Source organism: Streptomyces sp. NPDC055239 (assembly GCF_053606205.1).
The window spans coordinates 180,913-195,246 of sequence record NZ_JBSGRD010000003.1; the positions used below are offsets into that span (position 1 = coordinate 180,913).

11 protein-coding genes are annotated in these 14,334 nt (G+C 70.4%); 7 read left to right on the forward strand and 4 right to left on the reverse strand.

Annotated features, from left to right (window positions below; all coding sequences use genetic code 11):
• Positions 1 to 15: 15 nt before the first annotated feature.
• Both ACWFRJ_RS11775 and helR read right to left on the reverse strand, forming a co-directional pair.
• Positions 16 to 2,073, reverse strand: coding sequence for a phosphocholine-specific phospholipase C (locus ACWFRJ_RS11775; RefSeq protein ID WP_453527643.1), 2,058 nt, complete (start codon positions 2,071 to 2,073; stop codon positions 16 to 18).
• A gap of 237 nt (positions 2,074 to 2,310) precedes the next feature.
• A complete protein-coding gene (helR, locus tag ACWFRJ_RS11780; protein ID WP_453527646.1) occupies positions 2,311 to 4,476 on the reverse strand; it encodes an RNA polymerase recycling motor ATPase HelR in 2,166 nt (721 codons plus the stop codon).
• Between the two features lie 271 nt (positions 4,477 to 4,747).
• Between helR and ACWFRJ_RS11785 the strand changes: the two genes are divergently transcribed.
• From ACWFRJ_RS11785 to ACWFRJ_RS11795, 3 genes are read left to right on the forward strand one after another with little or no spacing between them, the layout of a single operon-like run.
• Entirely contained in the window at positions 4,748 to 5,707 is a 960-nt protein-coding gene (locus tag ACWFRJ_RS11785; protein WP_453527649.1) for a serine hydrolase domain-containing protein, read from the forward strand.
• Positions 5,616 to 5,930, forward strand: a complete 315-nt coding sequence (locus ACWFRJ_RS11790; RefSeq protein ID WP_453527652.1) for a serine hydrolase domain-containing protein — start codon at positions 5,616 to 5,618, stop codon at positions 5,928 to 5,930. The genes ACWFRJ_RS11785 and ACWFRJ_RS11790 overlap by 92 nt, the downstream gene beginning before the upstream one ends.
• Positions 5,931 to 5,957: 27 nt before the next feature.
• Positions 5,958 to 6,674: a TetR/AcrR family transcriptional regulator gene (locus tag ACWFRJ_RS11795; protein WP_453527654.1), complete on the forward strand. Its 717-nt coding sequence runs from the start codon at positions 5,958 to 5,960 to the stop codon at positions 6,672 to 6,674.
• Positions 6,675 to 6,694: 20 nt separating this feature from the next.
• On the opposite strand, the gene ACWFRJ_RS11800 is transcribed toward ACWFRJ_RS11795, so the two are convergent.
• Complete coding sequence (locus ACWFRJ_RS11800) at positions 6,695 to 7,168, reverse strand: carboxymuconolactone decarboxylase family protein (RefSeq protein WP_453527656.1); 474 nt, start codon at positions 7,166 to 7,168, stop codon at positions 6,695 to 6,697.
• Positions 7,169 to 7,291: 123 nt separating this feature from the next.
• Positions 7,292 to 9,913, reverse strand: coding sequence for a glycoside hydrolase family 3 protein (locus ACWFRJ_RS11805; protein ID WP_453527659.1), 2,622 nt, complete (start codon positions 9,911 to 9,913; stop codon positions 7,292 to 7,294).
• Positions 9,914 to 10,281: 368 nt separating this feature from the next.
• Between ACWFRJ_RS11805 and ACWFRJ_RS11810 the strand changes: the two genes are divergently transcribed.
• The 4 genes from ACWFRJ_RS11810 to ACWFRJ_RS11825 all read left to right on the forward strand — a co-directional run bounded on the left by ACWFRJ_RS11810 (position 10,282) and on the right by ACWFRJ_RS11825 (position 14,332).
• Positions 10,282 to 11,217: an NADP-dependent oxidoreductase gene (locus ACWFRJ_RS11810; RefSeq protein WP_453527662.1), complete on the forward strand. Its 936-nt coding sequence runs from the start codon at positions 10,282 to 10,284 to the stop codon at positions 11,215 to 11,217.
• 74 nt (positions 11,218 to 11,291) lie between these two features.
• Positions 11,292 to 11,996: a GNAT family N-acetyltransferase gene (locus tag ACWFRJ_RS11815; RefSeq protein WP_453529586.1), complete on the forward strand. Its 705-nt coding sequence runs from the start codon at positions 11,292 to 11,294 to the stop codon at positions 11,994 to 11,996.
• 492 nt (positions 11,997 to 12,488) lie between these two features.
• On the forward strand, positions 12,489 to 12,629 hold the full coding sequence (locus ACWFRJ_RS11820) for a hypothetical protein (protein ID WP_453527665.1): 141 nt from the start codon (positions 12,489 to 12,491) through the stop codon (positions 12,627 to 12,629).
• Positions 12,630 to 12,631: 2 nt separating this feature from the next.
• Positions 12,632 to 14,332, forward strand: a complete 1,701-nt coding sequence (locus ACWFRJ_RS11825) for a SulP family inorganic anion transporter (RefSeq protein WP_453527668.1) — start codon at positions 12,632 to 12,634, stop codon at positions 14,330 to 14,332.
• Positions 14,333 to 14,334: the final 2 nt, after the last annotated feature.

A 14,334-nucleotide genomic window follows, 5' to 3' on the forward strand; every position in this document is an offset into this window, starting at 1 on the left:
CCAGGGACAGGTGTGTCAGGCGGAGACGATCGCGGGGTCGCTGACCCCGGCCTGGCCGTTCTCCACGTGCCCGGCGAAGCGCCGCAGGAAGGTCTTGTCCGCGTCGGACTTCACCGCCACGTCGTACCAGCGCTTGCTCGTCCGCAGGTCGACGGTGTGGTTGACGGTGCCGCCCGCCTTCACCTTGAACGTCTGGGCGCCGCCGCCGTAGGCGTTGGCGACGCTGAGGTTGACGTCGGCGCTGCCCGCGTTCTTCAGGGTGAGTACGAGGTTGCCGGTCGCCTTGTCGTGGCGGGCGGTGACCTCGGGTCCCGCGGTCTTGCCGGGCCCCTGGAAGACGCGCAGGAAGCCGTTCGGGCCGAACACCGACAGGTCGTAGGCGTCCTTCGAGTACTTCGTGTTCCAGGTGTCGGAGATCTTCTTGCCGGCCTCCGTGGTGTACGTCCAGGGGCCGTCCGTGCGGTTGTTCGAGCGGACGTGGAAGCAGGCACCGGCCGCTTCGCCGCCGCTGAACGTGAGCGTGAACTTGCCGTCGGCGGGCACTGCCGTGCCGTCCACCAGCGGGACGTAGGGCAGCGGGCGCGAGGGCCGCGAGCCCGACTCCTGCTTGGGCAGGGAAGCCTGCGCGGGCGCCTTGGGCACGTAGTCGGGGTGGCGCTTGTTGTCCGGGGGCTCGTAGGCGGCGGTGTCCGGCATCTCGTCGGGGTCCATGTCCTTGCCGCCGAAGTCGAAGGCGGAGGTCAGGTCACCGCAGATGGCGCGGCGCCACGGCGAGATGTTGGGCTCCCGGACGCCGAAGCGCTTCTCCATGAACCGGATGATCGACGTGTGGTCGAAGACCTCGGAGTTCACGAACCCGCCGGTGCTCCAGGGCGAGACGACGACCATCGGGACGCGCTGGCCCAGGCCGTAGTGTCCGGCGGCGTACTTGGCGTCGCCGGGGAAGTAGTCGAGCTTCGTGTCGACGGTGGACAGGCCCTGGTCGGCGGAGGACGGCACGTACGGCGGCACGACGTGGTCGAAGTAGCCGTCGTTCTCGTCGTACGTGATGAACAGCGCCGTCTTGCTCCACACCTCGGGGTTGGAGGTGAGCGCGTCAAGGACCTGCGCGATGTACCAGGCTCCGTAGTTCACCGGCCAGTTGGGGTGCTCGCAGAACGCCTCGGGCGCGGCGATGTAGGAGACCTGCGGGAGCTTGTCGGCCTTCACGTCGGCCTTCAGGAGGTCGAAGTAGCCGTCGCCCGCCTTCGCGTTGGTGCCGGTGCGCGCCTTGTCGTAGAGGGGGTCGCCGGGCTTGGCGTTGCGGTACTTGTTGAAGTAGAGCAGCGAGTTGTCGCCGTAGTTGCCGCGGTAGGCATCGTCTATCCAGCCCCAGTGCCCGGCCGCGTCAAGGCCGTCGCCGATGTCCTGGTAGACCTTCCAGGAGACCCCGGCCTGCTCGAGACGCTCGGCGTACGTCGTCCAGTCGTACCCCGCCTCCTGGTTGCCGAGGACCGGGCCGCCGCCCTTGCCGTCGTTGCCGACGTGGCCGGACAGCATGTAGTAGCGGTTGGGGTCCGTGGCACCCATGAACGAACAGTGGTAGTCGTCGCAGACGGTGAACGCGTCGGCGAGCGCGTAGTGGAACGGAATGTCGTCGCGCGTCAGGTACGCCATCGTCCGCTCGGACTTGGCGGGGATCCAGTTGTCGTACTTTCCGTTGCTGAAGGCGCTGTGGCCGCCGGCCCAGTCGTGGTCGAGGCCCGCGATGAACTGCATGCCGAGGTCCTCGGCGTCCGGATGGAAGGGGAGCACTTCCTTGCCGCCGCCGGACTGGTTCCAGACGGGTTTTCCGCTGGGCAGGGTCACCGGGCGCGGGTCGCCGAAGCCGCGTACGCCCTTCATCGTGCCGAAATAGTGGTCGAAGGACCGGTTCTCCTGCATCAGGACGACGACGTGCTCGACATCCTCGATGGAGCCGGAGCGGCGCTGGGCGGGCAGGGCGGCGGCGCGGGAGATGCTCTGCGAGAGCGACGCGAAGGCCGCGGTGCCGCCGGCGAGCTGCATGAACCGGCGCCGATTGAGTTCTGGCATGAGTGGATTCGACCTCGTCATGTGTGGTGTGGGGGACATGAGCGCGTGAAGTGTTTCAAGGGGAGCAAGGATCAGGGAAGGGGCTGTGACCTTGATGTGAAGAGAAGTCCAACCCTTGGCGGGCAGGACACAAGCCCCGACCTTATGAGGTCTTGCATCACGCATTGGGCATATTTGTTACGACATGCCCGCCTTGCCCCCACACCACTCGGCGGTGCGCTCGTCAGCTGGTCCTCGTCAGCTGGTGAGGACGACCAGTTGCCGGGTCGCGCGGGTCATCGCGACATAGCGGTCGACCGCTCCTTCGATCCCTTCGCCGAAGGCGTCGGGATCGATGAGGACGACCAGGTCGAACTCCAGTCCCTTCGCGAGCTCCGGAGCCAGCGACCGGACGCGGGACGTCGCCTGGAAATCCGGGTCGCCGATGACACACGCGGTCCCGTCGGCGTTGGCGGCGAGCCAGGCGTCGAGGACCTGGTCCAACTCCGCGACGGATCCATGGACTACGGGGATGCCGTTGCTGCGGATGGAGGTCGGCACGTTGGCGTCCGGGAGCGCGGCCCTGATGACCGGCTCGGCCTCCGCCATGACCTCTTCCGGTGTCCGGTAGTTGACACTCAGGGACTCCACCTTGACGCGGTCGAGCCCGATCCGTTCGAGGCGTTCCTGCCACGACTCCGTGAACCCGTGACGGGCCTGCGCGCGGTCACCGACGATGGTGAAGCTCCGGGAAGGGCAGCGAAGGAGCAGCATCTGCCACTCCGCGTCGGTCAGCTCCTGCGCCTCGTCCACGACGACGTGCGCGAACGGTCCTGCGAGCCGGTCCGGGTCGGCGGGCGGCAGTTCGGACTCGTCGACCAGGCTGACCTGGGCGTCCTGGCCGCGCAACATCGTCACCAGACCTTCACCGTCGTCACCGTCCGCCCCTGAAGCGGCCGCGGCGTCGATCAGGTTGTCGACGACCTGCGCCATCTGCTCGCGCTGGGCGGCGAGGATGGCTTCCTGGCGACGCCTCTGCCGGGCCGCCTCAGGGTCGCCGAGCCGCTGTCGCGCCGCGTCCAGGAGCGGCAGGTCGGACACCGTCCAGGCCTGGGGCGCGTCCTTGCGCCGGAGCCTCCGCACCTCGTCCGGAGTGAGCCAGGGGGCGCACATCCGCAGGTAGGCGGAGTTCGACCACAGGTCACCGACGAGGTCCGCCGCTTCGAGCAGCGGCCAGGCGCGGTGCAGGGTGGTGACAAGCTCCTCGTCGTGCCGCAGCGACCGCTCGAAGAGCTCGCCGGGAACATCGCCGTCGAGCTTCTCAAGAAGGATCGAGACGAGCTCCTCCCAGACCTGCTCGCGCGCCTCGTTGTGCGGAGTGCCGCGCCCCGCCGCGTCGAACGCCTCGGCCCAGTCGCCGGCGCTCAGCCAGACGTCGGACCAGTCGGTCGAGACCGTCATCCCCTTGGCGGGCGGCTCCTCGTAGAACCTGACCGCCTTCTCGATCGCCTTCACCATGTCCGCGGACGACTTCAGGCGGGCCACCTCCGGGTCGGCCTCGACCACCGCGTCCGCTCCCTCGGTCACGAGGTCCTGTAGGACACAGGTCTGCACACCCTCCTCGCCGAGGCTGGGCAGGACATCGGCGACGTACGACAGGTAGGGCCGGTGCGGGCCGACGAACAGCACGCCGCCCCGGCTGTGCCCGAGGCGGGGGTCGGAGTAGAGGAGGTAGGCGGAACGGTGCAGGGCGACCACGGTCTTGCCCGTGCCGGGGCCGCCGTCGACGACGAGGGCACCGCGGGACCCCGCACGGATGATGGCGTCCTGGTCGGCCTGGATGGTGGAGAGCACGTCGCGCATCTGGGACGAGCGGTTGCTGCCCAGGCTGGCGATGAAGGCGGACTGGTCGTCGAGCGCCGCATGCCCCTCGAGACCGTCGGCGGTGAACACCTCGTCCCAGTAGTCGCTGATCCGGCCGCGGGTCCAGCGGTATCTGCGGCGGCTCGCCAGGCCCATCGGGTCGGCGTGGGTCGCGGCGAAGAAGGGCTCGGCGGCGGGGGCGCGCCAGTCGAGCAGCAGCCGCCGCCCCTCGCTGTCGGTGAGGCCGAGGCGTCCGATGTACACGGGCTCGGGATCGTCCGCGCCGACGATGTGTCCGAGGCACAGGTCGAGCCCGAAGCGGCTCAGGGCGCGCAGGCGACCGGTGAGACGGTGGATCTCCAGATCCCGGTCCATGGCCTCCCTGCCCATGCCGCCGGGTGCCTTGCGCTGGGCGTCGAGGCGGTCGGACACCTCGGCGATCGTCTGCTCCAGGCTCAGTTCGATGGCCGCGAAGTGCTGCTCGTCGTGGGCGATCAGCGTCGGGTCGGCCTTGGGGGCGAGGTGGGCGGGAAGGTCGAACGCGGACAGCAGCGCAGGCACTTAGTGGATCTCCCGTTTCGGCAGGTGGTGGCTTCGGCCTGCGATTGTGCGGCACCACGGGGGCCTTGCCGCAAGCCCCCCGGTGCGCTATAAGTTAAGAGTGGCAAGGAGTGGGAACACCTCCTTGCCTTTCTTTTTCTCTCTCATTCCCTCGCGCCCCTCCTCTCCACTCCCCTCCCCCTCTCTGCTGCTGCGCTCTAGGTGCCGTGGGCAACCATGCGCGAGGATGTGGCGGGTCGGCGCTTCCAGCGAACGAGGAGAGTCACGAGTCATGACCGCAACGATCCATGGCACCTGCGCCCCCGGCTTCGAGGGCGTACGCGAGGAGTTCGAGCGGAACTTCACCGAGCGCGGCGACCTCGGGGCGTCCGTCGCGGCCACGGTCGACGGGGAGTTCGTCGTCGACCTGTGGGGCGGTGACGCGGACAAGACGGGCACGCGCGCGTGGGAGCGCGATTCGCTGGTGAACGTCTACTCCACGACCAAGGGCATGACCGCGCTGTGCGCACACCTCCTCGCCGACCGGGGCGAACTCGACCTGGACGCGCCGGTCGCCCGCTACTGGCCGGAGTTCGCCCAGGCGGGCAAGGCGGACATCCCCGTGCGCTGGCTGCTGAGCCACCGTTCCGGGGTGATCGCACCGCACGAACCCATGACGTCCCAGGACCTCTACGACTGGGAGAAGGTGTGCGGGGCGCTGGCCGCGACGCCGCCGTGGTGGAAGCCGGGTTCGGCGCAGGGATACCACGCGCTGACCTTCGGCTACCTGGTCGGTGAGGTCGTCCGGCGGATCACAGGCGTCTCGCTCGGTACGTTCCTGCGCAGCGAGGTCACGGAGCCACTGGGGGCCGATGTCCACGTAGGCACCCCTGAGAGCGAGCACGGCCGGTGCGCGGACATGGCGAAGCCGCTCACTCCGGACGGCCCGCGCAGCGCGCTCGGCTCCGCGCCTCCGCCCGCGCCGCCGGTGAAGTCGATCGACGACCACCCGATGGCCGCCGTCACGCTGGCCCTGCAGTACCTGCCCGTCGGCAACGTGAACACCGCGGCCTATCGGTCCGCCGAGATCCCCGCGGCCAATGGGCACGCGTCAGCGCGGGGTCTGGCGAGTGTACGCGGCGCTGGGAGGCGGGCAGTTGGTGAGCGCATCGGCGCTCGAGCGGCTCAGGACCCGCCAGGGGCAGCCCGACGAGCCGGACCTGGTGCTCGCGGCGGGGACGCCGTGGGGTGAGAAGTGGGAATGGGGGCTCGGCTACATGCTGAACCCGTACGGGCAGGCCGGACCCAATCCGCGGGCCTTCGGGCACGGGGGCGCGGGCGGGTCCTACGCGTTCGCCGATCCGGAGAACCGGGTCTCCTTCGCGTACGTGATGAATCAGATGGGCGGCGGGACGTCGGGGGAGGATCTGCGGAGCGTGCATCTGGTGGGGGCGCTGTATCGAGCCCTGAAGTAGAGGTTCCGGGGAACGTAACCTGCCCCCATGGAGCAGCCCATCCCCCGCCACCGCCCGTCAGGGCAGTACGCCGCCGCCGACCCGCGCAGAGCGGCCATCATCGACGCCGCTCTCGTGCTCTTCGCCAAGGCGGGCTACCTGAACTCGTCCCTGGCGAAGATCGCCGCGGAAGCGGGCACCTCCGCCACCGTCATCACCCACCACTTCGGGTCGAAGCAGCGTCTCCTGATGGCGGTCCTCGAAGCCCGCGAGGACCGTACGGTCCGTACGTTCGGACGGCTCGACCCCGGCTCCGGCTCCGGCTCCGATTCGGGTTCGGGTTCGGGTTCGGGTTCCGGCGACGACGTGCGCGCGCTGTTCCGGGAGGTGCTCGCCCTTGCCGCGTACAACCTCACCCAGCCGGGGCTCATCGAGCTCTACACCAGGCTGTCGGCGGAGGCCGGTGATCCCGCGCACCCGGCGCACGCCTACTTCGCCGAACGGTACGAGCGCGTCGCGGGCTTCCTCGCCTCCGCGCTGCAACGGTCGGTCGAAACGGGTCAGTTGAGGACCGGCATCGATCCCGAGAACATCGCCCGCGAGATCCTCGCCGTCTCCGACGGACTCCAGGTCCAGTGGGCCGTCGCCGAAGGGCGCCTGGACTTCGTCGGGTTGTACCGCGCCCACCTGGACCGGCTCACCCGGGCCCTCACCGTGGACGGGAGGGGCCTGGGTGAGCCGACCGAGGAGGAGCAGCTCCTCTAGGCCGTCACACCGTCACGCCATCATCCGAACTGACCGACCTTGTAGTCGCCCGCGGGCTGCTGGTTGATGACGTTGAGGCGGTTGAAGGCGTTGATGACGGCGATCTGGGTCACCAGGGCCGCGAGCTGGTCCTCGTCGTAGTGCTTGGCGGCGTTCGCCCACACCTCGTCGCTGACACCGCCCGCCGCGTCCGCGATGCGCGTGCCCTCCTCCACCAGTTCAAGGGCGGCGCGCTCGGCCTCGGTGAACACCGTGGCCTCGCGCCAGGCGACAACGAGGTTGAGGCGCACCGAGGTCTCCCCGGCGTGCGCTGCGTCCTTGGTGTGCATGTCGATGCATCCGGCACAGCCGTTGATCTGACTGGCGCGGAGCATCACCAGTTCGCGTGTCGCGGCCGGCAGCGTCGACTCCGTGAGCGCCTTGCCCGCGGCGATGATGTGCTTCATGGCCTTGGCCGCGACCGGCTTCGACATGAGGTTCAACCGAGCTTCCATGGAGCGCTCCTGTGTCGTCGGTACTGGTTACACACCTAAGACGAGTCAGCCCCACCGACTGCGACACAGCCGAAGGTGATGTACGTCACTTCATACGTCACCTCGTACGTCACCTGCCTGCCGCTAGCCCGCCGCCCCCGTCAGCCGGATGTCGCGCGACGACGAGCCGACGTACACCGCGCGCCGCCCCTCGGGGCGCACCCAGCGGCCCCGGTCCGTGTCCCAGTACGAAAGACGCCGCTCGGCTACCCGCACCGTGACCCGGCGCGACTCCCCCGCGCGCAGTTCGACACGGTCGAAGGCGGCCAGCGTCTTCACGGCCATCTCGACACCGGCACCGCGCGGCGCGCCCACGTACACCTGCGGGACCTCCGCGCCCGTGCGCCGCCCCCGGTTGGTCACCGTGAACGACACCTCGTAGCCCGCACCCGCCCGGCGCACGGACAGGTTGCGGTAGCCGAACTCCGTGTAGGACAGGCCGTGTCCGAAGGGGAAGAGCGGCTCGATGCCCGCCTTGTCGAAGCCGCGGTAGCCGGTGAAGATGCCCTCGCTGTACGTGACCACTCCGTCGACGCCGTAGTAGCGCTCGGGGTGGGCCGGGTCCAGGGTGGGGTGGTCCGTGTCCTTCTTCGGCCAGGTCACCGTGGCCTTGCCGCCCGGGTTCGCGCGGCCCGTGAGGAGGTCGGCGGTGGACCAGCCGCCCTCCTGGCCGACGTAACCGGTGTGCAGGATCGTGCCGACCTCGCTGCGCCACGGCATCGTCGCCGGGCAGCCGGTGGTGAGGACGACGACCGTGCGCGGGTTGGCCTCGGCGACCGCCGCGATCAGCTCGTCCTGGTGGGCGGGGAGCGTGAGCGTGGTGAAGTCGCCGCCACCGCCCACCGAGCCGCCCGAGCCGTTGAAGGCGAAGACGACCGGGGTGTGGACGCGCCGGGCCAGCTTCGCCGCGGCGGCGACGGACGCGGTGCGCTGCTGCGGGGTCACCCACGCGAACCTCACCTGGACCGGGCCGCGTTCGGCGATGGTCGTGGCCCATCCTGTGGCCTTGACGACGATCCGGTAGGACCTGCCGCCGGTGAGCTCGACGGGTTCGGCCTGTCCGTTGTCGAGGCCGTCGGTGGTCGGGACGATCGAGGACCACTTGCGGGCGAAGCTGTCGCGGGCGCCCGCCGCGGTCGTCAGCTCCTTGCCGTCGAGGCTGAGCGAGACCGCAGCGCCCCAGCCCTGGATCTTGAGCGCGTACTCACCGCTGGTGGGCGGCACGAAGGTGCCGGTCCACTCGGCCGTCGTACCGACGGGGAGCGCCTTGTCGCCGACGAAGTCGACCTTCTTGTCCGTTCCCTTGTCCTTGCCGCCACTCTTGCGCGTCAGGCCCTTGGGGAACGCGGACGCGGGCACCGCCGTGCCCGTGAGGTCCACGCCGACCTCGTACGCGATCTTCCGCTTGGTGCTGCGGCGCAGTGCGTCGAGCGGGCTGATCAGGCGCTCCTCGAAGCCGTACGCGCGCTCGCCCGAGACCGATGTGGCGACCTGGCCGGCGGTCGGGCCGATGAGCGCGAGGTCGCGCAGCGCGGCGTGCGAGAGGGGCAGACCGCCGTCGTTGGCGAGCAACACCGCGCCCTGCGCGGCGACTTCGCGGGCGACGCGGGCACCGGCCCTGACGTCGATCTTCTTGCGGGCGGGGACACGGCTGCCGTCGAGCATGCCGAAGGCGTCGTACCGGCCCAGGATGCGGGAGACCGCGGTGTCGAGGGCGGCCTCGGGGACGGAGCCGTCCTTGACGGCCTTCTTCAGGGGCTCCCCGTAGAACGAGCCGTCCCACATCTGCATGTCCTGGCCCGCTTCGAGCGCGGCCGTGGAGTGGGTGGCGCCCCAGTCGGAGGTGACGAAGCCCTGGAAGCCGAGTTCGCCCCGGAGGATGTCGGTGAGGGTGGTGCTCTGCTCGGAGTTCCACTCGCCGTTGAGGTGGTTGTACGCCGACATAACCGAGGCCACTCCGGCGCGGACGACGGCCTCGAAGGCGGGCAGGTACAGCTCGTGCAGGGTGCGGTCGTCGACGACGAAGTCGTAGGAGTTCTCCGGCTTCTCGCGGTCGAACTCGTGCAGGCGCTGGTTGTTGGCGAGGAAGTGCTTGGCCTGGGCGAGCATGCCCTGTGCCTGGACACCCTCGACCTGGGCGGCGCCGATCAGGCCGTTGAGGTAGGGATCCTCGCCGGACTGGTCCTTGTTGCGGCTGAAGAAGGGCGTGCGGGAGAGCTCGATCTGCGGGGCGAGCAGTACGTCCATGTCCAGGGTGCGGCCCTCGCGGCCCATGACCTCGCCGTACTCGCGGGCGAGTTCGAGGTTGAAGGAAGCGCCGAGCGTCGCGACCGGCGGGAGGCCGGTCGCGGACTTGGTGACGTTCACGCCCGCGGGGCCGTCGGTCAGGCGCAGCTCCGGTATGCCGAGGCGCTCGATGCCCGGCAGGTATCCCGCCTGTCCCAGTCTGCGCGGGTCGGTGGCGCCGTGGACCAGGCTGATCTTCTCGTCGAGGGTGAGGCGGGCGACGAGCCCCCGGACGCGGCGCGTGGCGGCGGCCGCGCCCGGGGAGGCGGTGCCGCTGCCTGTGCCTGTGCCTTTGGCGGCGGCCTCGGCGGCTGAGGCGGGGGTGGCGGCGGCGATCGGGCCGGCGGCGGCCACGAAGGCGAAGGCGGCTGCGGTGCCGCCCAGTTGCTTCATGAGTTCACGACGTGTGGTGGCAGGCATGGCGAAATGGCCTCCGAACGCGGCTCTGGGCGTGCCGAACTGGGTCGGCGACGCCAAGAGCTGAATGCGTCATCCGCGCCAGTGCGGTTTACGGGGCCTGAGTCTTGATTGGTTGAACACTTAAGGTCAAGGCTCGCGTCAGCAAAACTTTGTGGGGTGTTCAGTTTTTCCGGTGCCGGCTGATGCCGACCGACGCCGACTGATACGCCCTCTCCCACTCCGGTCATTGCGACCTCGTGAACGCCGCGTCGCGCGGGGAATAGAAGGGCGATCATGGCCGTCGTCCAAGGTGACACCCACGAGGTGACAGCCACGTCGAGGTGACAGCCACGTCGATTCATGGTTCACGGTTCGAAGCGAGGGAGCACATGTCCAAGGCGTACGTATTCACCCGGTTCGGCGGCCCCGAAGTGGAAGCCTTCGTCGACCAGGACCCGCCGGAGCCAGGACCGGGCCAGCTCCTGGTCGCGGTGCGGGCGGCGGGGGTCAACCCGGTCGACTGGAAGCTGCGGGCGGGCAAGCGGAGGCCGGGGGCGCCGCCAGCCGCGTTCCCCGAGGTCCTCGGCAGCGAGGTGGCAGGGGTGGTCGAGGCGGTCGGCGCGGGCGTCGAGGGCTTCGCGGTCGGCGACGCGGTGTTCGGCAACCCGGACACCGGCGGCTTCGCCGAGCACACCCTCCTGCCCGCCTCTCTCACCGCGCACAAGCCCGAGGGCCTGACCTTCACGGAGGCCGCCGCGCTGCCGGTCGCGGTGGCGACGGCGTACGACGGTGTGCATCAGTTGGGTCTGCCCGCCGGGGCGACGCTCCTGATCACCGGGGTCGGCGGTGGTGTGGGTGTGGCCGCGGCGCGGTTGGCGCGGCATCTCGGGGTTCGTGTCGTGGGCACGGCGAGCGCGGGCAAGAAGGACTTCGTCGAGTCCCTGGGGGCGGTGCATGTGCCGCCGGGGCCCGATCTGGCGGAGCGGGTGCGGGCGGCTGCGCCGGGCGGTCACGTCGACGCGGTCTTCGACCTGGTGGGCGGCGAGGATCTCGTGGCGGTGGCGTCTCTCCTGCCACTTCCCGGCCGCGAGGGGAAGCTGATCACGGCCGCGGCCAAGGAGACCGTTGCCGAGCTCGGTGGGGTGGCGGTCGCGCGGGCGCGGACCAGTGAGGTTCTGGACGCGGTGGCGCTGCTTGCCGTCGACGGGGTGCTGCGTCCTGAGGTGACGGCGACGTATCCGCTGGAGCGGGCCGATGAGGCGCTCCGTGCGGTGGAGGCCGGGCATGTGCGGGGCAAGGTTGTCATCGAGGTGGGGGCGGCGTGAAGTCGGCCGGGCTTGAGGCCCAGAGCAGTGCGGAGCCCGGGGAGGTCCTGCCCGGGGACCGGCCCGGGGAAGACCTGCCCGGGGAGGACCGGCAGGAAGACCGGCATCCCTTGGACAATCCCGCCTACGCCGCGTTGAACGGGCCCCATGCCCGGTTCGCCGAGCGGCGGGGGCGCGTGGTGCGGTACCAGTCGGACGTGTCGCCGTGGCTCGGCCTGCCCGATGCCCCGGAGTCGGGCGACTGGGCGGATCTCGCCGCACTCGCGGGGCCCGGCGTCGAGGTGCCGCTGCCGGGTGTGCGGGTGGCTCTGCCGGCGGGGTGGGAGGTGACGTTCGACATGGAGGGCGTGCAGTTGGTGGATGACGGGGTTGCGGCGGCGCCCGATCCGGAGGCTGTGCGGCTCGGGGCGGATGACGTGCCGGAGATGCTTGATCTGGTCGCGCGCACGCAGCCCGGTCCGTTCCTGCCGCGCACGGTCGAGCTCGGCACGTACCTCGGCATACGTCGCGGGGGCGCGCTCGTCGCGATGGCCGGGGAGCGGTTGCATCCACCGGGGTGGACGGAGATCAGCGCGGTCTGCACTGATCCGGCCCACCGGGGAGAGGGGCTTGCGACGCGGCTGATCCTGGCGGTGGCGGACGGGATCCGCGTCCGCGGGGAGACGCCGTTCCTGCATACGTCGGCGCGGAACACCGATGCGATCCGGTTGTACGAGTCGCTGGGGTTCCGGCTGCGGCGCAGGACTCGGTTCCTGTCGGCTCGGGTGCCGGTGGGGTGAGGGTCTGGTGGGGTGCGGGTCTGGCGGGGTGCGGTCCTGCGGTACGGGTTCGTCTGTGGGTGCGGGGCCGCGCCGGTATGTCCGTCCTCGCCATCCGCCGGTGGGCGTCTTTTCGCTTCGGCTGGGGAGTGCTGAGTACCGTGCTCCGGGCGGAAATACCGGCACGTCCCCTCGCGAGCGCGGCCGGCTGCGGGTGCACGATGGCGTGGCTGCCCTTGGCTGGGGTCCCGCGGACATGGGCGGCGGCTGTGGATGACCGGCAGTGGCTTCCGCAGCGAATGCGAGGTGGCGTAAGCGGGTGAAGAGAGCTCCCTCGTGGGAGGGACGAACGTGGGTCGGCCCGCCCAACCCGGCACGGGTCCGGCACGGCCCCGGGCGATGAGGCTGGTAGATCCGATCGCCGTGAGACGTCCGGTGGCCTGCTGTCCGAGATGCGCATTGCAAGCTGCGATGCGAGCTTGAAGGCACTACTTCATCGGGAAGCGGGGTGCCATGACGCTGTTCCTGCTCATGGGCGCCAAGCAGCGGGGGCAGCTGCCCCGCGAGGGCCACGAGGCAAAGCCGCCGGGCTGGATGCGGGCCATCGACTTCGCCACGCCCGGCAAGTGCGTGATCAGCGGGCCGGTGGCCTGAGGGTGCCGAAGCTCAGAGACCGACTCCGGCTCCCCTTCCTGGGCGAGTCCCTGGGCAAGCCGAAGCCGTCCGACGTCAGCTCCGGCTTCGTCACCGGCCTGTTCTCCATCCCCGAGGGCATGGCGTACGCGGCCATCGCCGGGTTCAACCCGGTGGCCGGCCTGTACGCGGGCGTCGTCCCGGCGATCGTGGGCTCGCTGACCTCCCGCACGGTCCTGATGGTCACCACGCTCACCAGCGCCATCGCCCTGACCTCGCAGAGCGTGCTGTCCGACGCCGGGCTCGACCCGAAGAACGCGGGCAACATCGCCACCCTGACGATCATGGCGGGCATCGTCATGCTGCTCATGGCGGTGCTCCGTCTCGGCGCGGTGATGTCGTTCGTGTCGAACGCGGTGATGACCGGCTTCTCCACCGGCATCGCCCTGCAGATCATCACCGGCGTCCTCAAAGACGCCACCAGCTACAAGCCCCAGGGCCACAACCGCCTCTACCAGCTGGGTGACTGGCTCGTCCACATCGGAGACTGGCAACTCGCCGCCACGCTCGTCGCGCTGGCCACGATCGCGGTGTGGGCGCTGGCGCGTCTCGTCCGGCGCCTGGAGGCGGTCGCCCTACTGATCGCCATGGTCGTGGCCAGCGTCGCGGTAGCGGTCCTCGGCACGGACGTGGAGCTGGTCCGCGACATCGCCCACATCCCCGCCGCGCTGCCCGGCTTCTCCGCCCCCGACCTGTCGGCGGTGCCGCATCTCCTGGGCGGCGCGGTCGCCGTGGCCCTGGTGGGCCTGGCCCAGGCGGCGGGCATCGGCCCCTCGGTACCGAACCCCGACGGCTCCCGCTCCTCCGTCAACGGCGACTTCGCCGCCCAGGGCCTGGCGAACGTGGCGGGCGGCCTGTTCCAGTCGCTGCCCTCGGGCGGCTCCCTGTCCCGCACCGGAGTCGCCGTCTCGGCCGGCGCCCGCACCCGCTGGGCCGGCGTCTTCTCCGGCGTCATGCTCGCCGTCATCGTTCTGGTCTGCGGCTCGCTCGCCGAACGCATCCCGATGCCGGTGATCGGCGGCCTGATCCTGGTCGTGGGCGGGGAACTGATCTGGGGCAAGCGCCACGACATCCTGCTGGTCCTGCGCACCTCCTGGATGTCGGCGGGCGCGATGATCCTGACCTTCCTCGCCACCACCCAGCTTCCGCTGCAGCAGGCCATCATCCTCGGCGCGGTCCTCTCCCTGCTCCTGTACTGCGCTCAGGCCGCCCGTCGCGCCCGCCTCGTCGCCCTCACCCGCGACCCCGAACGCGGCGACTGGCACACCGGTGAGCCGCCCGAGAGCCTGACTTCCGGTCAGGTCACCGTCCTCTACTACGACGGCGTCAGCTTCTTCGCCGAGATGAACCGCATCGAGGCGATGCTCCCGCGCTCCGACGACGCCCGCGGCGCGGTCCTGATCCTCGTCATGCGCGGCGTCCCCGACGTGCCGTCCTCGTCCGTGGTCAAGGTGCTGCGCCGGTACGTGCGCGACATCGAAGTCCAGGGCGGCCGTCTGATCCTCGCGGGGGCCGAACCCGGACTCGTCCACCTCCTGAAAGCGACCGGCCTGGACCGCGACCTCGGCCCCGGCGGTGTCGTCCCCGCCGAGGGCGCCCTCCTCGCCCCGCTCGAACAGGCCGTCACCGAAGCCGAGTCGTGGATCGCCCGGCGGACCGCGTGAGG